Source organism: Membranihabitans marinus, assembly GCF_021729155.1.
In the GTDB taxonomy this organism is placed as follows: Bacteria; Bacteroidota; Bacteroidia; order Chitinophagales; family Saprospiraceae; genus Membranihabitans; species Membranihabitans marinus.
Window position 1 is genome coordinate 87,766 of sequence record NZ_JAJQYA010000011.1, and the last position, 19,161, is coordinate 106,926.

Consider the following 19,161-nt stretch of genomic DNA (forward strand, 5'->3'; position numbering starts at 1 on the left):
TACCCAAAAAACTCGAAATTAAATTATGTCATTCTTTGCTTTGATTAATGTTCTCACTTCTCTTGTATTCTTCGCAGAACAACCGTCGATATATTTAGGGTCATTGTTGGTGGAACAACCGGTGACTACGCTGACCAATATTGTTGTTGCGGCTTATTGTTTCTATATATATGTTCGACTTTCGTCCACTAATACTGGAGATTCAAGTTATTCCTTATGGCGGTCATATTTTATGTTAATGGGATGGTCTACTTTGCTCGGAGGTATTATTACCCACGGTTTTATGTATGCTTTTGATGAATTGTGGAAGTTGCCCGGATGGTATTTAAGCATGTTGGCATCTAGTATTTTGGCCTATATTGTACTTAGATTCAATAAGAATATTTTGCCGGATTCAGTGTACAATATTATGTTGGTGGTATTAATCCTTGAAACCATGGCTGTAGCCTATATGACAGCTGCGAATATAAAGTTTTTATATGTGGCCATTCATTCTGGGTTTGCTATGTTGATATACGTATTGGGCATTAGTATTCAGGGGTATCGATCCGATATTGCTCGAAGTATTCATATTCAGCTGATGCTGTCCGTGTTCGCCACCTTTTTAGCTTCAGTTTTTTTCGCAGCCCAGTGGGGGATTAGTATTTGGTTTAACCACGTAGATATGTCTCATATTTTCATGTATTTGGGCATTTATTTTCTCTATAAATCTGCTAGTAAAATGTTGCAACCATCTCCCTTTGTGTAATATCAAATTCAATATTGGGCTTGACTAAATAATCATTGTCCATTGCGGTTTATTGAGGAAGGGCTGCTTTTTGACTTGGATTGGCCACGGCTTCTAATTCCTCGAGAAATATTCTGGCTGATTTAAGATTCACAATGTCATTGACTACCAACAATAAGTGGTTCTTAGCTTGTTTTACCGTCACTTTCTTTTTCTTTTTGCTCTGTGTGGCGGCCGCTGTCATGATATGTTTAAAGGTCGATGATTCATAGTATATGGACTGGGGTTCTGATGGGAAAAAACATCTCATAATGTTGTTCTTGTGAATGATTCTTTCAAATCCCAGTGTCTTGGCGAACCAACGCAGTCTCAATCCTTCAAAAAGTTGCTGAACTTCTACAGGCAATTTCCCGAATCGATCTTGGAGGTCGCTGCTAAATTGATCCAATTCTTTTTCGTTTTTCAAATGGTCTAGAGCCGTATAAAGGCTTAGTCTTTCTCTGATTTGGTTGACGTAATCATCGGGAATTAACATATCCATATCGGTTTCTATAATTACATCTCGTACATATTCTTTTTGCTTTAATAGATCTTCTTGGAAGAGTTCTTTAAAGTCTGTTTCTTTCAGTTCTTGGATGGATTCTTCAAGTATTTTTTGATAGGTTTGGTATCCTATTTCAGATATAAACCCACTCTGTTCTGCTCCCAATAGATTCCCAGCTCCTCTGATGTCCATATCTCTCATAGCGATCTCGAAACCAGAGCCCAAATCGGAAAATTCTTCAATGGTTTTTAGTCTTTTTCTCGCTTCCGATGTCAAAACCGATAGCGGAGGACAGAAGAGATAGCAATATGCTTTTTTATTGGATCTACCCACCCTTCCGCGAAGTTGGTGAAGATCACTGAGTCCAAACTGGTGGGCATTGTTGATGATGATGGTATTGGCATTGGGGATATCCAGTCCGGTTTCGATAATATTGGTACACAGCAGTAAATCGTATTGTCCATTGATAAAATTGACCAAGGTATCTTCTAGGATTTTACTTTCCATCTGTCCATGAGCTATTGCTATGTCAATGTCTGGACAGAGTTTGGACAACAAGACCTTCATCTCCATAAGGCTCTTCACTCTGTTGTGAACAAAAAATATCTGGCCTCCGCGATCCACTTCATAGTAGATGGAGTCTTTGATCAAATCGTTGTTGAATATTCTAATCTCGGTATGTATGGCTTGACGATTGGGTGGAGGAGTGCGCAAAATGGAAAGATCCCGAGCCGACATCAATGAAAATTGAAGGGTTCTCGGTATAGGGGTAGCTGTAAGGGTCAAAGTGTCTACATTGACTTTGAGGTTTCGGAGTCTCTCTTTGGCGGTTACCCCAAATTTTTGTTCTTCATCGATGACCAATAAACCAAGGTCTTTAAATTTTATATTTTTATTGAGGATGGCGTGGGTGCCAATCACAATATCGAGTTGTCCTTCCGCCAGTTTTTTATAAATAGCGGTTTTTTCTTTGGCCGATTTAAATCGATTGACGTAGTCTATCTTGACGTCAAAATCCTTCATCCTAGCAGAAAAAGTCTTGAAGTGTTGAAGTGCCAATATCGTCGTAGGCACCAATACTGCTACCTGCTTGCCATTGACTACTGCTTTGAATGCCGTCCTAATGGCAATTTCTGTTTTGCCAAATCCAACATCTCCACAAACCAATCGATCCATGGGGTGATTTTGTTCCATATCGTTTTTGGCAGCAATACTGGCAGATTCTTGGTCAGGGGTGTCTTCGTAAAAGAAACTGGCCTCCAATTCGTGTTGTAAATAATCATCGGGAGCGCAGGCAAAGCCTTCTGAGGCCTTTCTTCGAGCATAAAGTTTGATAAGCTCAGAAGCGATATCTTTAATTTGCTTCTTGGTCTTGGTCTTCATCTTGGTCCAGGTATCCGTGCCCAATTTATTGAGTGAGGGTTCTGTCCCGTCTTTGCCCGAAAATTTTGATATCTTATGTAAATTATTAATACTTACATATAATACATCATTGTTGCGATAGAGAATTCGAATAGATTCTTGTACTTGACCATTGAGATCTATTTTCTCTAATCCCGAATATCTTCCCACTCCATGATCGATGTGGGTGACAAAATCTCCGGGTTGCAATTCCTTCAGCATCCTTGCAGTAATGGCCTTGCTCTTGTTGAATCCTTTGCGGAGATTGTATTGATGAAATCGTTGAAAAATTTCGTGATCCGTGTAGCAAACCATTTTTCTCTCGTGATCTACAAAACCCTCATTCAGTGCGGTCAAGATGGTCTGAACAGGTACTCCTGCTTGCAAATCTTTGAATATGCCTTCCAGTCGACTGGATTGTCGTTCGCTATCGGTGAACAGATAGAGACTATAACCTTTTGAATACCTGATTTGTAAATCTTCGATTAATAAGGTGAAATTTTTGTTGAAGCTCTTTTGAGGTTCAATGTCAAATGCTATGGTCTGTTGACATTCAATGTCTAGTTTTAATCCTGTTTCAAAATAGATGCCGGGAAATTCATTGATCTGATCTAATATAAAATTGGGTTCAAGATATTTTTCTTTTTTAAAATAGCTGACCACATCCTCTGAGAAATCCGATTTAACAATTTCCTTTTTAAAGTCTAACGCCAGATCATAGGTTTGCTGTAAACGAGAACAAAACAAGGGATAATTGAAATGCCAAATGATGGCATCATTTCTTATCATGTCAAAAAAGGAAGTCCAATCGTCTTGTTCTACCTTGCGTTGTATATCTGGAACGATAGAGATCGATTCTACTTTTTTCTTCGAAAGTTGAGAGATGGGGTCAAAAAGTCTAATACTCTCAATCGTCGTATCAAATAATTCGATTCTATAAGGCCAAGCATTGCCATAGGTGAATATATCGACGATACCCCCTCTGACGGCAAATTCTCCGGGTTCATAGACAAAATCTACGTGTTCGAAGCCGTAAGTGACCAATTCTTCGATGATGAGTTCTGCATCGATCTCGTCATCAATGGTTAGCTTGATTTTATTTTTTTCAAGGGTTGCGGGAGCTACGACTTTTTCAATGAGGGCTTCTGGATAGGTGACGATTACGTGAGCGTGATTCCTTGCTGCGCTGAGTTTGTTGACCGTCTCAGTTTTGAGCAATAAATTGTTGCGATCGATACGCGCAAAATTCTGCGGCTGTCTAAAGCTATCGGGTAAAAAATGAACTGGGCTGCCCGGTAACAAGGCCTCCATGGTGTTGTATATATATGCGGCCTCTTCCTTGTCCCCGCACAGCAAGAGAGAGTGTTTTTTTTGTTTTCTATAGGTGCTAGTGACAATGGTACTCTTACTTCCTCCAGCACAGGAAGTCAACTTAATATTTTCCACTGTACTACCTTCGATAAAATCACTGATCTGATCTATTTTGGGATTTTGGCTGAACTGGTCAAGGAAACGTTTTAGATTTTCCACGTATTATAGGTCTTTATATTTTGGAAACACAACTGCGAAGGTAAGTAAATTGTTTAATTATTGAGTTGGGGTGGTTGAGAGATAAATATGGTCAAAGTTCTAGTGGAAAGAAGAACTTCTTTTGTACAAGCTAACTATTTCATCATCTGAATTAACTAACTTCGCGCTATTGTGCGAAAAAAATATCCATCCAAATTATTGCTCTTCGGAGAATACCTCGTTTTGACAGGAGGAGCTGCTTTGGCCATTCCCTATCATCAATTTCATACTACTTGGGTAGATGGAGGTCAGGACATCAATGAATTGACTTCATTTTATCATCACCTCGTCCAATTTGAAGAGTTGACACCGTATTTTGATTTTCCTCGGATGAAGGAAGATCTTGATCGAGGTTGGGGATTGGAGTCCAATATTCCTATGGGCTGTGGCTTGGGAAGTTCAGCTGCTGTGGTAGCTGCTGTTATGGATCGATATGGGCTTCCGAAATTTTTCAAAGCCACAACGGCAGAAGTTCAGGCTTTGGGCAAACACATGGAATCTTTTATGCACGGCAAAAGTAGTGGGGTGGATATACTTCCTATTTTTTACAATTGTCCTATTGTGGTTCAAGATCGGGAAGTCAATCTCTATCCTCATTCTTTACCAGCCATAGAACATTGGCAATTTGAGTTAATCGATACTGGTTTGACGAGAAATGCCAATCGTTGGATAAATCATTTTCAGGAAAAACTCCAAAGTGATTCTAGTTTTGATCGCGGTCTCCAGCGCTTGACCAGTCTCAATAATAGCATTATTCAAAGAGTGGTCGGAGGCTATGAGAAACGGTTAAATAATGATTTACACCATTTTTCAGAATTGCAATTCAAGCTGTTTAGAGATTGGATACCCAATACCATGACCAATCTTTGGGAGAACGAACTTCATCGATCAGGATCCATTATCAAGATGCTGGGAGCCGGTGGTGGTGGATATTTTCTAAAAATTACTTATTGATATTTATTTTTTGCTGCTAATGGCAAATAAACCGATTAGGGTAATAAAGCCGTTCACCAACAAGATTTCAAATCCAAATATATATCCGTTAAATAAGGACTCTGAATAGAGGTTAAGCAAATAACTCAAAGCCGGTGAAAGAATACAAATAATGGGTACTAGACGGTCGTTCACCGATCGTTTGGTGAAAAACCCAAAGGTGTATAGCCCCAATAATGGACCATATGTATATCCCGCTACTTTAAATAGTGCAGAGATCACGGCTTCGTTGTTGATCCACCAAAAGATTTGGATGGTAATAAATATCAAGAGAGAAAAGGCGATGTGGACATACTTTCTCTTTTTGAGTTTTACGACTTCCGAGTCATTTATTTTTTCAAAATTTAAAAAATCGATACAGAATGAAGTCGTCAATGAAGTCAGTGCTGAGTCAGCAGAACTGTAGGCAGCGGCAATCAATCCGATAAGAAATAAGATCCCTATCACAGGACCCAGGTGTTCCATGGCTACAGTGGGGAAGAGTAAATCGGTAGAAGGAACTTCAACCCCTCCAACCATTCTGGTCGGCATGCCTATGCCATTGGCTTCGGCATACATATATATAAATGCCCCCATGACTAGGAATAATATAATGACGAAGAATAAGACGAAATTGAAGGTGTTCATGTTTTTCTGAGCATCTCCAATATTTTTGATGCTCAGGTTTTTTTGCATCATGTCTTGATCCAAACCAGTCATCACAATAGTGATAAACATACCTGAGATAAATTGCTTCCAAAAATTATTGGGATCGGACCAGCCACCTTCGAAAAAGAAAACCTGTGAGTAATCACTGGTTTTAAGTGCGGAGTATGCATCCATTAACGTCCAATCAAAATAATTGATTATTGTAACTATAGTGGCTATTAAAACAATGAGAATACTTAGGGTTTGGATAGTATCTGTCCAGATAATAGTCTTAATTCCACCCTTGGAGGTATATACCCATATCAAAATAATAGTCAATGCTACGGTTATCCAAAATGGTATGCCCAATGGTTCCATTAAATACTGCTGTAAAACTATGGCTACTAAAAACAATCGGAAAGAAGCTCCAATGGTTCTAGATAATAAGAAATATGCTGCCCCTGTTTTGTAACTACTGTTGCCAAACCGCTGATCGAGATAACCGTAAATCGATGTCAGTCCCATTTTGTAATAGGCTGGCATAAGTACATAGGCTATCACGATATATCCAAAGATGTATCCCATGGCCATTTGGATGTAAGAAAATTGTGAATCACCCACCCAACCAGGTACACTTATGAAGGTTACACCGGATAAAGTTGCCCCAATCATCCCAAAAGCCACAACATACCAGGGGGATTGTCTGTTACCAATAAAAAAGTCATCATTTCCGGAATTTCTGGAAGTAACTCTTGAAATAATAATCAAAACAGAAAAATAGATTGCAATGACAATTAAAACAGCAGTAGGTGATATCATGAAATGTTGTATTTCCTGCTAATGTATAAGAAAGAAATATCTTTTTCAGAAAAAATAATATAAGAAAAACTAAAATTTCTAGACATTTTTAACTAAATTGAAGAACCTATAAATGTATATTGGATGAAGTTGCTGCTTAAAATATTAGGTGTTTTTATAATATTGGCTATTCATGTGGATGCCACGGCACAGGCTATTCGGTGGCCTAAACCGGTTCAGCCTTCGAAGCAAGAAATATATACCAAGACCAGACAAGTGAATGTTAAATTTTCTCCTGTAGGATTCCAGTTTGGCTATAGTTTTGGTACTATCCCAAATTATTACACCAATGACTTTTTTCAGTTTGAAGTAGGACAAATAAGACATCCCAAGGAATTGAGTAGTGGTATTCAAAATCTGAAATCGAGTATTAGTCGAGGATTTTATAAGAATTATAGCTATGGAAAGCAAAACTCCTTGTTTACAGCTCGTGCGTCCAAAGGTAAACGAGTGTATTGGAGTGATAAGACAACGGTAAAAAGTGTCCAGATCGGATATACCTATAAATATGGTGTGTCCTTAGGCATGTTGAAGCCTTATTATATTCAAATCATCGAAGAAGAACAAGGTTTTTATAATAGAGAATTAAAAGACATCAAATATTCGGAAGAAATTCGAGAAGCCTTTCTTGATGAAGAAAATATATTTGGGAAGTCTTCATTTAGCAAGGGGTTAGGCGAAATGAAGGTCATGCCTGGAGTCCATGCTCAAGGAGGATTATTGTTTGATTGGGGACAAGATTCTAAAACTATCTTGGCGACAGAAGTCGGCTTAATGATGGATTTCTATTTTTCCTCCGTACCCTTAATGGTGGATCAATCTAGTAAACCTTTCTTTCTCAATCTCTATGTGTCTGTTCAATTTGGACGTAGACATTAATTCATAAAATCATTTTAGCGAAACAAGCCTATAATCTTAGTCAATAGACATAAGATTATGGTTTTCGATCTGTTTTTTCTATAATACTACAGTCCTATAATACATCGATGAAAGAATGATGAGAAGGCTGTATTCCTAGGGTTTATATTTGGTTAGAGACAAGGACAACAGAGTATTGAATCTTTATGTATCTTTGCGATGAAAGTAGACCTTGTTTAAAGCGTATAAATCTGGAAAGGGATTTAAACCAAAGTCTTGGTCTTGCGTTATACGCTAATACTAATTTTAAAAGAATATTTCCTATCTACTATAAAGCTTTAGATATTGGAAATTGTAAAGATATTATTATGATTGAATTGCCCATCACAGAGAAAAGAAAGAGAAGACCAGATTGGTTGCGTGTCAAATTGCCGATCGGAGAGAGTTATAGGAATGTTCGTGAGTTGGTGGATAAGTATAATTTGCATACGATATGTCAAAGCGGTAATTGTCCCAATATGGGAGAATGCTGGGGTGCGGGTACAGCGACTTTTATGATATTGGGTAATGTCTGTACGCGATCCTGTTCCTTCTGTGCAGTGAAAACGGGTAGACCTCCCGAATACGATACCAATGAGCCCGAGCGAGTAGCTGAAGCTATAGCTTTGATGCAGGTAAAGCACGCGGTATTGACATCTGTTAATAGAGATGAATTGAAGGATCGCGGGGCGGAAATATGGTATCAAACTGTGGTAGCCGTAAAGGAAAAAAGTCCAGGGACAACGATAGAGACATTGATCCCCGATGTAAAGGCCACATGGCCAGCATTGGAACGAATGATTAGTGGTGGACAAGAAGTTGTTTCCCATAATATGGAAACGGTAGAGAGATTGTATCGTTTGGTGCGTCCTCAAGCAAAATATCAACGCAGTTTAGATCAAATATTGCGCACTAAAGAATTCGGAAAACGAACGAAATCTGGTATTATGGTAGGATTGGGTGAAAGTCAAGATGAAGTATTGAAAACCATGGATGATTTGGTGGCACACGGCTGCGATGTCATGACGATAGGGCAATATTTACAGCCGACTAAAATGCATATGGAAGTAGCTAGTTTTGTTCATCCCGATGTGTTTGCATTTTATAAAGAAGAAGGATTGAAACGTGGATTTGATTATGTCGAGAGTTCTCCTTTGGTTCGGTCTTCCTATCACGCAGAGCGGCATATTTAGTATTTCCAAGTACTCAAAGAATCTTGTGTTCACCTATTCGTTGTCAATAAATAGGTAAGCAATCTTTTGTTATAATGGTTCAGATCGGTATTGACATTTGATTCAATTTAGGGTATTATACGAATTACATTTTTAATTGATATGTCCTTCTTGTGGAGGCTTTGTTCTATTGTACTATGGTCTGAGTATTTCCCCGCTGGCTATGTGTGATGAATAGCGAAAATCCAGCAACAAAGCGAATGGTTAATTTTGATTGTAATATAATGTAAATTACGCGAATGTTAATTCTCATTTTATACAAAAAATCTTCTCTTTTTTAATAATTATTACCTATATTTAATGAGTAGCCCATGCTTGAGTAATTGCACTTTAAGGATGTTTTACCTGGCCGGATTTCTTATTCATGAAATATTGAAAGTAGAATGGAAGATGACTGGATAGTTTTTCTGTTTTCATAACGATTGGATGATGTTAACTCTCGTTAAATTCTATAGGTGATATTATTCTTATCATTAATCTGTATTGAGAAGCTCTATTCTTCAATGATTAGACAAGATGTGTAAGCGAAATCCCAAAACACTATGAAAGCAAATTCCCCAATGTAGTTGCTTAAAGTTGATGATTTTTCCATTAAAGTATTATACAATAATGTAAACATCATTTACTTAATACCAAGATATAGTTGTTAGTGCCAAATGTTTGACGGATTTATACCATGAAATTTAAACTCATTATATAGAATAAACTTAGGATTATGGAATTAGTTATTTTTAGAAAACCAGACTGGTTCGATATTGCGAGTAAATATACGGTTAGTGTCGATGGGAAAAGGAAGGGAATACTATCTTTTTCAAAACCACTTAAACTCAATTTGGAGGAAGATAGTCAAAAATTGTCTTTTAAGTTTGATTGGCTCACCTCGAATGACATTGATTTAAAGTCTTATCTAGACCGCGGAAAAATAAATGTCAGACTAGGTTTAAATCCAATGTTTTCTATTTCTACTACGGTTTGTTTTGTCGGTTTGCTGTTGTGGTATCTAACCGATTTCATGTGGTTTAAGTTTGTAATATTTCCTCCATTCATCATTGTATTTTATTACTTGACTTTGGGGCGGAATAATTTTTTTGATGTTAAAATTTTTGAATAGTAAATGTCCATTATTGCAATAGATTTAAAATGGGTAGTGTAAAGTGGACTGCTTTTTATTCTCTTTTTCATTATAAATATTTAGTGTCTATTTCAAATCTTAATTGAGTAAAGTACATGTTTCATAGGTATTAAATTGATGAATTTAAATATTGATTTATATTGTTGAAATTAAGATAGAGCGTGTTTGAGTTAATGATTTTTTTTGCAAATTAATTAAATATATGTTGAAATAATTTTCGTTAAATATTATTTGACATGTATTGCAATACATTATGGTGTTTATTGTAATTATTTAGTGTGTTGTATTGTGTTAATGTAGTTTTTCTTGTTGTGTATAGTTTAATTCTTGGATTAAGTGTTTTTATGAAGTTTCATGGTGTAAATTTTATAAATAAATAATAAATTATTATATTGTAGTATTATTTCACTTAAAATCAATAAATATGATTTATTTAATTAAAGACCAAAATTCAAGGAAGATCAAAATGTAGTGCCATTTAATCGCCTTTTTGCATTTTTAGGAATTTTATTAATTCCGATTCTGTTATTTTCTTGTAGTAATGAAAAGGTAGAAGTAAAACCAGAGACGAATATTGAATTTTTGGATACTGTAAGCGAAGCCTATATTATGAATTACATCGATGGTTTGGATTGGGAATCTGAAAAAATTAAAGTAGATATTCGTAGTGTCAATCAAGACAATGATTCTACTAAATGCTATTCATGTATCACTGAAGATATAAGAGGTGGTATTGAAGGGTGTCGTTTAGCTACTTGGGTCGGTGGTGGTCCTATTGGTTGCGCTGTTGGGGGAGCAGTTGTGGCCGCTTATCGATCAGTTAGGGAAAAAGATAGTCAAGATATTCCAAGAGAAGTTATACCGCGGCAGAAGCGAGAAAAAACTATTTTACCCTCAGAAAACAATGACGGAGTAACAGCAGAGTATGCTCATATTGGAGAAGCACATAATTTAATATTAGCTAAAACCATAGATTCCAATATTGACATTGATGATATTGAGTCATTTTATGATATCGCTGTCGAAGTCATGGAAAATATGGATGAATTTGAGAAAAGGATTTTACATCATCCCAAGGTGAAATTTGGAATGCTGTATTCTCTGAAAAAGATAAATCAAAATTTGGGAATTGTTCAAAACACTTCAACCACTAACTTTATTAATGAAGTAGGTCTATTGAGTAATTATGGCCATTCTCAAGCTCTTTATGAAGCCATTGAAAAAATAGGTGAGAAGAATTTCAAATCAACATATCAACCTATTGAATCACAAAGTATTGAGCAAATGAAGAGCATAGCATTTTATACCCATCATTATTGGAATAATTAAAACCCTTGTATTATGGAATTAGTAATAGAAAGATCACCGAAGTGGTTACATATTTTTAGACATTACTCAGTTTTTTTAAATGGGGATAAAGCAGGTAAATTGTCTATTCATAAGCCCTTGTATTTAAGAAGTGAGAAGGAATTAAAAAACATTTCTTTTAAAATCGATTGGGTGAAGTCTAGGGAGATTGATTTAACTTCCTTTGGTGAGGAAAAATCTATAAATGTAAAAGTAGGCATTAATCAATGGTTTGTCATTGGCAATATTGTGGGCCTTGTTTTACTCCTGCTATGGTATGTGACAGATGTTGAGGTGTTTAGGGATCTCGTAGTATTGACAGTAATGATTGATTTTTATTTTTACTCTTTTGGGAGAAAGGATTTTTTCAAGATAGAGGTAAATAAGGTTGAGTAATTATACTAATTGCTATTGCAATTAATAAGCTCACTCACCTACGACACGGAGGCTTTATTAGCCGAGAGACAGAGCTCTCGGTTCCCTCATCCGATGGACATTTAGTCCATCGGGTTCCTCTAAAGAGCAACTTCATTCAGTCATTTAAGCACTTTATGGAGCTATTTGAAAATTAGGCGAGAAGAATTTCAACTCAACATCTCAATCTATTGAATCACAAAATATTGAGCAGATGAAGAGGATGGCATTTTATACACATTATTATTGAAATATTTAAAAATAAGTATATGGAACTCATATTATCAAGGTCTTTCGATATGTTTAATGTTTTTGGGTCTTATTCCGTTTTAGTGAATGGTGTAGAAAAGGGAAAATTGTATTATAATAAACTATTGAGTTTGAAAACAGAGGAGGATTGGGTGAAAATAGTTATAAAAATGTATTGGGCTGAGTCTAAAGAATTTAGAGTTAATTCAACTGACAGAGTAAATCCTCAATATTTAAATGTATCTGTGAATCCATGGTATTCATATAGCTTGGCAATATCCCTATCTTTAATTTTATTATGGTATTTGACGGATGTAGAGGTGTTTAGGTATCTTTCGGTGTTGCCCGTAATGGTTATGCTTTACTTTTACTCCTTTGGTAGAAAAAATTTTTTCAAGATAGATCTTAAATGACTTATATGATTTAGGTATTCGCTTTTTCTGATGAGGAAGGTCTCACAGATAAAGCGAATAATTAGTAATACTAAATGTATTGTGTGGCTAGGGATGGATTTATCCTTCTTCTTGAACGAGATCCATATCTATTTCTGCTCTGTCGATGTCTACATCGACCACCTTTATGGTCAATTGTTGACCTAATTTAAGTACATCGCCGGTGTTTTTGCCGACTGCTTCCAATTTATTTGAGGCTATATAGTAGGTATCATCCAATTTGTCAAAGGTGATCATGCCTTCGCATTTATTTTCTTTGATTTCGATAAAGATACCTTTTTCAATAAATCCTGAAATGATGCCTTCGAAGGTTTCTCCTATAAACTGTTGAATAAATTCCGCCTTCTTGTATTTAATGGAATCTCGTTCGGCTTCCATGGCTTTCTTCTCTTGATTGGAGATGTGTTTACACTGCATATTGATGGTCGCCTTGTCATATCGTTCCACTTTGTCCAGATTGGCAAATAGAATTCTATGGGCTATAACATCAGAATATCTTCTAATCGGCGAAGTGAAATGGCTATAATAGTCAAATCCCAAACCAAAGTGACCGATATTGTCTGCTGAATACACTGCTTTGGCCATCATTCGTATGGCCATAGGTTGTACTAATTTAAAAGAATCGTCTTTTTTGGCTACTTCATTTAGTTTCTTAATGGAATCCTTAATGCTATTGTTGTTTTCTGTGGCGAAATGGAATCCCATTTCTTTAAGCATTAGGGCAAAGTCCTGCATTCTGTCTTCATCGGGCAAATCGTGGATCCGATAAATAAAGGGGACCTCTGGTTTATCTCTTTTGGCCATAAAGCTACCCGTTTGCTGGTTGGCCAGAAGCATATATTCTTCTACCAAAAGATGGGTGTCTAACCTTTCCTTGATCTTGATAGCTACTGGTTTTTTGGCTTCGTCCAATAAGATTTTAATTTCGTCGGATTCAAATTCTATGGATCCGTTACTGATTCTGCGTTTGCGCAATATCTTAGCGATATTGTTGAGTTGAATCAGTTCTTCCGCATAGGGATTGTCTGTCTCTCCGTCGATCACTTCTTGAGCCGTTTCATAGGAGAATCGGTAGTCGGAGTGGATAATGGCTTTTCCAAACCACTGTTTGACCACACCCTGGCTTTTGTCCAATTCGAAAATCGCTGAAAAGGTAAAACTGTCTTCGTTGGGACGCAATGAACACAGTTCGTTGGATAATTTTTCGGGCAACATCGGTGCGACTCTGTCAACCATATATACAGAGGTAGAACGCTTATATGCCTCTTTGTCCAATGCGGTATTGGGTTGTACATAGTGAGCTACATCGGCTATATGAACTCCGATTTCAACATTGCCATTGTCCAGTACTCGGTATGAGAGGGCGTCATCGAAATCTTTGGCGTCGAAGGGGTCGATAGTGAATGTAGTCACTGCCCTCATATCACGACGTTTGGACATTTCTTTGGGGGATCTATCTAGTTTTAGTTGCGATACTTCTGCTTCTACTTCTTCGGGAAATATTTCACTAAAGCCTTGTTCGGCCAAGATGGCCTGCATCCTAATTTCGTTGCGATCGTCTTCTGACAGTATTCTTTCAATATGGCCGATGGGGCTTTTTCTACTGCTAGAAGGCCAACGATCTATCTTGACAATGACGTGATCTCCATCTACGGCATTTAAATTGTCATTGGGATGAATGTAGATGTCGAACGGTATTGAGGTCGATTGTGGAATGACAAATCCGAATGATTGTCCCGACTGATATGTCCCAACGAAATGTGTGGTATTGCGTTCGATGACTTTAAGTATTTCACCGGTGTATTTATCTTTCAATTTTGATATGACCATGACTTCTACTCTGTCATTGTGCATAGCATTTTTAACCTTTTTCTTCGGTACAAAAATGTCTGAATCCAATTCTTCGGTAATGATATAGGCCGTACCGTATTTAGTCATATCTACTACGCCTTCAAAAACTCTACTATCTTTCACACTGTTTTTATTGAATTGGTATTTGCCGGGTCGGAGTTCAGAAATATAGCCTTCTGTACTGATGTGCCTTAAGGCGTGATTCACAGAATCGATGTTGTTGGATAACTTTTCGAGGTGTATCAATTGCTTAGCCGTAAACGACTTTGTTGGGTTTTTGTAAAACTTGCGCTTTAATCTGTCTTGCAAATCTGCAGTAGTTAACTTTTTGGGTTTGCGTTTATATTTTTTGTTATTCATATGTTGTATTAATGTTCCAGCTCTAAAAAGCCTTTTTCATTTAAACTAAAAGTATATTCTTTAGTTTTTTGAGGATTGTAATCTTTTTGATTGTCTTTTAATTCGCCTTCCACCATGTGGATATTTTTTTCGTCGTCTATCATTGCTATTCTACTCAATAATCGCTGTCCATCAGATTTCATGCCTCCAATAACTTGTTTGTGTATTAAATCTCCAGCGTTATTATAGGTCAATACGTAGTAACCGTACTCCAGTAATCCAGCTTTCCATACAACGACTGCGATATAGTTTTTTTGCTGGTCCAATAAAAAGCATGGGATATATTCTGTGTATTCGTCGTCATTTTGCCCGATATAAGGTGATATATACTCTGTTAATAACTCAGGATGAATGCTTTTATTTTGATTGCTGAAATCGTGATGGGCTTCTGAATGAAGTGTAAAAGGTAGCTCTATTGGTTTAAATAGATTTAAAAAGAGACTAAACTTTTTAACTTGAGTAGGTTGAGCCATAATTTTCTTTGTTTAAATGTAAATGTTTTTTGTTAAAAAAATTTAGATGCGTTCTAAATAGTGGAATAGTTTTTATTTTCTTAATCTTTAGAGGTTCAAATTTTTAATTTTATGCTGCAGAAAATAAATATAATTTAAAATAGTAATATGAACTGGTTTTTACGATTTTTTACTTCATCGATCGGTCGAAAGCTAATTATGAGCTTAACTGGTTTGTTTTTGATCGTGTTCTTAGTCATTCATTTGATAGGCAACTTACAATTGTTAAACGATGACAATGGACTTTCGTTCAATACCTACGCTTATTTTATGACCACCAATGGCCTAATAAAGACGGTATCCTATGGATTGTATCTCTTTATCCTATTACATGCATTTCAAGGAATATTAATTGCAAAAGTAAATAAAAGTTCCCGAAAAAATAGATATGTAAGTAATCAAGGTCAAGTTGCCAATTGGGAATCCCGCAATATGGCCATCTTAGGTATATTAATTTTTGCTTTTTTATTGATGCATATGGGGGATTTTTGGTTGAAAATGAAAATGGGGCAATTAGATATGGTGAAATACGATGGTTATGATCATCCCGTCAAGGATTTATATGGCCGTGTATCTATCGCCTTTAATCAATTGTGGATCGTAGCAATTTATGTGATTGGGCAGATCGCGCTTTATTTACACTTAAAGCATGGATTCGCCAGTGCTTTTCAAACCTTGGGGTGGAATCATCCTAAGTATACTCCATTGATTAAGTCAGTAGGTTTGGTATACGCAATATTAATTCCCTTGGGTTTTGCCTTGATACCGCTTTACATTTATTTCGTAAAATAACAATTGGAAGAAATGAAAAAATTAGATCCAAAAGTTCCTGAAGGCCGATTGGCGGATAAATGGACAGATTATAAAGGCACCATGAATTTGGTGGCTCCTAATAATAAGAGAAATATAGAAGTAATCGTAGTAGGTACCGGTTTGGCAGGCGCATCAGCTGCGGCTACTTTAGGTGAATTGGGATATAAAGTGAAAGTATTTACTTTTCACGATTCTCCTAGAAGAGCCCATAGTATTGCTGCTCAAGGAGGTATCAATGCTGCTAAAAATTATCAAAATGACGGTGATAGTATCTATCGACTGTTTTACGATACTATAAAAGGAGGAGATTATAGATCTCGGGAAGCCAATGTACATCGTTTGGCAGAAGTCAGTGCCAATATCATTGACCAATGTGTAGCTCAAGGTGTTCCTTTTGCAAGAGAGTACGGTGGACTATTGGCCAACAGATCTTTTGGTGGGGTTCAGGTTTCTCGAACCTTTTATGCCAGAGGACAGACTGGACAACAATTGTTGATCGGGGCTTATCAAGCCTTATCTCGACAGGTAGCTACTGGTCAAGTAGAGCTTCATACCAGACACGAAATGTTGGATTTGGTATTAGAAGAAGGCAAAGCAAGAGGAATCATTACTCGAAACTTGGTGACCGGTGAGATCGAAAGACATGCCGCCCACTGTGTAGTTTTGGGTACTGGAGGTTATGGAAATGTATTTTATCTTTCAACCAATGCTATGGGCTGTAATGTTACTGCTGCATGGCGTGCAGTGAAGAAAGGTGCATTGATGGCCAATCCTTGTTATACGCAAATACATCCAACATGTATCCCTGTATCTGGATCTTATCAGTCCAAATTAACCCTAATGTCGGAGTCTTTACGGAACGACGGTCGGGTATGGGTGCCAAAGAAAAAGTCCGATGTAGAAGCCATACGCAATGGCTCGCTTAAGGCCAAAGATATTGCTGAAGAAGATAGAGATTATTACTTAGAAAGAAGATATCCTGCATTTGGAAACCTCGTACCTCGAGACGTTGCGAGTCGAGCGGCAAAGCAGGCTTGTGACAGTGGTCATGGTGTAAATAAAACTGGACTTGCGGTATTCCTTGATTTTGCTTCGGCGATACAGCGCTATGGTAAATCAGAAGCCTTTAAGCACGGTATTACCGATCCAGATCAGGAGACCATATTGAAATATGGTGAGCAAGTGGTGGAACAAAAATATGGTAATCTTTTCGAGATGTATGAGAAAATCACTGGTGACGATCCATACAAAACTCCGATGAAGATATATCCTGCCGTTCACTATACCATGGGAGGATTGTGGGTAGATTACAATTTGGAGACCAATGTCCCTGGGTTATTTGCCATAGGAGAGTGTAATTTTTCAGACCACGGTGCCAATAGATTGGGAGCGTCTGCATTGATGCAGGGACTGGCTGATGGTTATTTTGTATTGCCATATACCATAGGTCAATTTTTGTCTCATGAAATTCGAGTGCCCAAATTGAAAAATGACAGTCCAGCATTCTTAGAGGCAGAGAAAGCGGTAGTCGAGCGCATTGATGGAATATTTGCGGTAAATGGAAATAAATCTGTAGAATCCTTCCATCGAGAGTTGGGATTGATCATGTGGGAGTACTGCGGTATGTCTAGAAATGCAGAAGGATTGAAAAAAGCTCAGAAACTCATTCAAGATTTAAGAGCCGAATTCCACAGAGATGTATTCATCCCTGGCGACAAGAATGAATACAATCCCGAATTGGAAAAAGCGCTGCGCGTAGCTGATTTCATGGAGTTGGGTGAAGTGATGGTTCTCGATGCACTGAATAGAGAAGAATCAGCTGGAGGTCACTTTAGAGAAGAATATCAAACGGCTGAAGGAGAGGCTATGCGAAATGATGAAGACTTTACTCACGTTGCAGCATGGGAATGGAATGAAGAATCTGGACCGATAAGACACGTGGAAGAACTTCAATTTGAAAATGTTGAATTGAAGGTGCGTAGCTATAAATAGATATAGGATGGCTGGATGGATTATTGCTTCCGTCTAGGCTGACTGATCTGGTGTGAATGGTACTATAATAAATATGAAAATTGTCTTTACGATCAAATAATATCAAATGAAGTTAACATTGCAAATCTGGCGTCAAAATGGCCCACAAGACAAGGGGAAAATAGAAAACTATCAAGTAGATGCAACCGAAGAGATGTCTTTCTTAGAGATGTTAGATGTTTTAAATCAACAGTTAATCGAAGAGAAGAAGGATCCTGTTGCTTTTGACCATGATTGTAGAGAAGGTATTTGTGGAGCTTGTAGTATGGTCATCAATGGTCGTCCACATGGACCTCAAAAGGCTACTACGACTTGTCAACTCCATATGAGGCATTTCAAAGACGGTGATACTATTGTGATCGAGCCGTTTAGAGCCAATGCTTTTCCCGTAGTTAAGGACTTGGTAGTGGATAGATCTGCTTTTGATCGTATTATTCAGTCAGGGGGGTATATTTCTGTCAATACAGGACAAGCTCCAGATGGCAATGATATTCCGATCGAAAAAGGTATTTCAGCGACTGCCTTTGACGCTGCAGCCTGTATAGGTTGTGGAGCCTGTGTAGCTGCTTGTCCCAATGCCAGTGCCATGTTGTTTACCTCAGCCAAGGTTTCGCATTTGGCCCTATTGCCACAAGGTGCGGTAGAAGGGGAGCGCAGAGCTCAATCTATGGTTGCACAGATGGACAAAGAAGGCTTTGGATTCTGTTCCAATACCGGAGCTTGCGAAATCGAATGTCCAAAAGAAATTAGTATCTCCAATATTGCGCGGTTAAATCGTCAGTATTTAAAGAGTTCTATTGCCAGTAGTGAAATCAATGAATAATAGATATTTCGTCTATTATTGGAATTTCTTATGTTAATATAATTTCTATTAGGAAAAGAATAGTTAGATTTATTTAGATTTGTTCTTATCCCATGGAACCGGAGTCCTCTGAGAGAAAATGATATTATTCTCAATTAATCTCATTTATCCAAAACTACTCGGAGGGCTTTTTATTTCCTCTATCCATACCTCTTTTACTTCCTTATAATATTTTTGCCTTCCTTCTATCGTTGATGGATTGTGGTGTTTATTACCCTTTGAAGGTGATAATTTTAATTATTTATCTTTAA

Annotated in this window: 15 protein-coding genes; 11 read left to right on the plus strand and 4 right to left on the minus strand. The window is 37.3% G+C overall.

Annotated features, from left to right (window positions below):
• Window positions 1-25 precede the first annotated feature (25 nt).
• Window positions 26-748: a DUF6962 family protein gene (locus tag LVD51_RS09100; protein WP_236970911.1), complete on the plus strand. Its 723-nt coding sequence runs from the start codon at window positions 26-28 to the stop codon at window positions 746-748.
• Window positions 749-797: 49 nt separating this feature from the next.
• Here LVD51_RS09100 and mfd read toward each other — a convergent pair whose 3' ends face one another.
• Complete coding sequence (mfd, locus tag LVD51_RS09105) at window positions 798-4,202, minus strand: transcription-repair coupling factor (protein WP_236970912.1); 3,405 nt, start codon at window positions 4,200-4,202, stop codon at window positions 798-800.
• Window positions 4,203-4,373: 171 nt separating this feature from the next.
• Between mfd and LVD51_RS09110 the strand changes: the two genes are divergently transcribed.
• Window positions 4,374-5,195 carry a mevalonate kinase family protein gene (locus LVD51_RS09110; protein WP_236970913.1) on the plus strand — a complete coding sequence of 274 codons (822 nt, stop codon included), beginning with the start codon at window positions 4,374-4,376 and terminating at the stop codon, window positions 5,193-5,195.
• 3 nt (window positions 5,196-5,198) lie between these two features.
• On the opposite strand, the gene LVD51_RS09115 is transcribed toward LVD51_RS09110, so the two are convergent.
• Window positions 5,199-6,680, minus strand: coding sequence for a sodium:solute symporter (locus LVD51_RS09115; protein ID WP_236970914.1), 1,482 nt, complete (start codon window positions 6,678-6,680; stop codon window positions 5,199-5,201).
• Window positions 6,681-6,803: 123 nt separating this feature from the next.
• Between LVD51_RS09115 and LVD51_RS09120 the strand changes: the two genes are divergently transcribed.
• The 6 genes from LVD51_RS09120 to LVD51_RS09145 all read left to right on the plus strand — a co-directional run bounded on the left by LVD51_RS09120 (window position 6,804) and on the right by LVD51_RS09145 (window position 12,403).
• Window positions 6,804-7,598, plus strand: a complete 795-nt coding sequence (locus tag LVD51_RS09120; protein ID WP_236970915.1) for a hypothetical protein — start codon at window positions 6,804-6,806, stop codon at window positions 7,596-7,598.
• Between the two features lie 347 nt (window positions 7,599-7,945).
• Window positions 7,946-8,809 carry a lipoyl synthase gene (lipA, locus tag LVD51_RS09125; protein ID WP_236970916.1) on the plus strand — a complete coding sequence of 288 codons (864 nt, stop codon included), beginning with the start codon at window positions 7,946-7,948 and terminating at the stop codon, window positions 8,807-8,809.
• Between the two features lie 754 nt (window positions 8,810-9,563).
• Entirely contained in the window at window positions 9,564-9,959 is a 396-nt protein-coding gene (locus tag LVD51_RS09130) for a hypothetical protein (RefSeq protein WP_236970917.1), read from the plus strand.
• 603 nt (window positions 9,960-10,562) lie between these two features.
• Window positions 10,563-11,309 (plus strand): hypothetical protein, encoded by a 747-nt coding sequence (locus tag LVD51_RS09135; protein ID WP_236970918.1) that lies wholly within the window; start codon window positions 10,563-10,565, stop codon window positions 11,307-11,309.
• Window positions 11,310-11,321: 12 nt separating this feature from the next.
• The gene (locus tag LVD51_RS09140; protein ID WP_236970919.1) at window positions 11,322-11,723 is read left to right on the plus strand and encodes a hypothetical protein; all 402 of its coding nucleotides are present in this window, start codon (window positions 11,322-11,324) and stop codon (window positions 11,721-11,723) included.
• Between the two features lie 287 nt (window positions 11,724-12,010).
• Complete coding sequence (locus tag LVD51_RS09145; protein WP_236970920.1) at window positions 12,011-12,403, plus strand: hypothetical protein; 393 nt, start codon at window positions 12,011-12,013, stop codon at window positions 12,401-12,403.
• A gap of 99 nt (window positions 12,404-12,502) precedes the next feature.
• Here LVD51_RS09145 and rnr read toward each other — a convergent pair whose 3' ends face one another.
• Together rnr and LVD51_RS09155 are read right to left on the minus strand one after the other, a co-directional pair.
• Window positions 12,503-14,653 carry a ribonuclease R gene (gene rnr / locus LVD51_RS09150; RefSeq protein ID WP_236970921.1) on the minus strand — a complete coding sequence of 717 codons (2,151 nt, stop codon included), beginning with the start codon at window positions 14,651-14,653 and terminating at the stop codon, window positions 12,503-12,505.
• Window positions 14,654-14,661: 8 nt separating this feature from the next.
• The gene (locus tag LVD51_RS09155) at window positions 14,662-15,165 is read right to left on the minus strand and encodes a hypothetical protein (protein WP_236970922.1); all 504 of its coding nucleotides are present in this window, start codon (window positions 15,163-15,165) and stop codon (window positions 14,662-14,664) included.
• A gap of 147 nt (window positions 15,166-15,312) precedes the next feature.
• Between LVD51_RS09155 and LVD51_RS09160 the strand changes: the two genes are divergently transcribed.
• The 3 genes from LVD51_RS09160 to LVD51_RS09170 all read left to right on the plus strand — a co-directional run bounded on the left by LVD51_RS09160 (window position 15,313) and on the right by LVD51_RS09170 (window position 18,871).
• A complete protein-coding gene (locus LVD51_RS09160) occupies window positions 15,313-15,996 on the plus strand; it encodes a succinate dehydrogenase cytochrome b subunit (protein WP_236970923.1) in 684 nt (227 codons plus the stop codon).
• A gap of 12 nt (window positions 15,997-16,008) precedes the next feature.
• The gene (locus LVD51_RS09165) at window positions 16,009-18,009 is read left to right on the plus strand and encodes a fumarate reductase/succinate dehydrogenase flavoprotein subunit (protein WP_236970924.1); all 2,001 of its coding nucleotides are present in this window, start codon (window positions 16,009-16,011) and stop codon (window positions 18,007-18,009) included.
• A gap of 106 nt (window positions 18,010-18,115) precedes the next feature.
• Window positions 18,116-18,871, plus strand: a complete 756-nt coding sequence (locus LVD51_RS09170) for a succinate dehydrogenase/fumarate reductase iron-sulfur subunit (protein ID WP_236970925.1) — start codon at window positions 18,116-18,118, stop codon at window positions 18,869-18,871.
• Window positions 18,872-19,161 lie beyond the last annotated feature (290 nt).

Bases quoted from the DNA above. Each gene is read 5' to 3' on its own strand.
- LVD51_RS09120 (WP_236970915.1), top strand. From the start codon at position 6,804: ATGAAGTTGCTGCTTAAAATATTAGGTGTTTTTATAATATTGGCTATT.
- LVD51_RS09165 (WP_236970924.1), top strand. From the start codon at position 16,009: ATGAAAAAATTAGATCCAAAAGTTCCTGAAGGCCGATTGGCGGATAAA.
- rnr (WP_236970921.1), bottom strand. From the start codon at position 14,653: ATGAATAACAAAAAATATAAACGCAAACCCAAAAAGTTAACTACTGCA.
- LVD51_RS09155 (WP_236970922.1), bottom strand. From the start codon at position 15,165: ATGGCTCAACCTACTCAAGTTAAAAAGTTTAGTCTCTTTTTAAATCTA.
- lipA (WP_236970916.1), top strand. From the start codon at position 7,946: ATGATTGAATTGCCCATCACAGAGAAAAGAAAGAGAAGACCAGATTGG.
- LVD51_RS09170 (WP_236970925.1), top strand. From the start codon at position 18,116: ATGAAGTTAACATTGCAAATCTGGCGTCAAAATGGCCCACAAGACAAG.
- LVD51_RS09130 (WP_236970917.1), top strand. From the start codon at position 9,564: ATGGAATTAGTTATTTTTAGAAAACCAGACTGGTTCGATATTGCGAGT.
- LVD51_RS09100 (WP_236970911.1), top strand. From the start codon at position 26: ATGTCATTCTTTGCTTTGATTAATGTTCTCACTTCTCTTGTATTCTTC.
- LVD51_RS09115 (WP_236970914.1), bottom strand. From the start codon at position 6,680: ATGATATCACCTACTGCTGTTTTAATTGTCATTGCAATCTATTTTTCT.
- LVD51_RS09145 (WP_236970920.1), top strand. From the start codon at position 12,011: ATGGAACTCATATTATCAAGGTCTTTCGATATGTTTAATGTTTTTGGG.
- LVD51_RS09160 (WP_236970923.1), top strand. From the start codon at position 15,313: ATGAACTGGTTTTTACGATTTTTTACTTCATCGATCGGTCGAAAGCTA.
- LVD51_RS09140 (WP_236970919.1), top strand. From the start codon at position 11,322: ATGGAATTAGTAATAGAAAGATCACCGAAGTGGTTACATATTTTTAGA.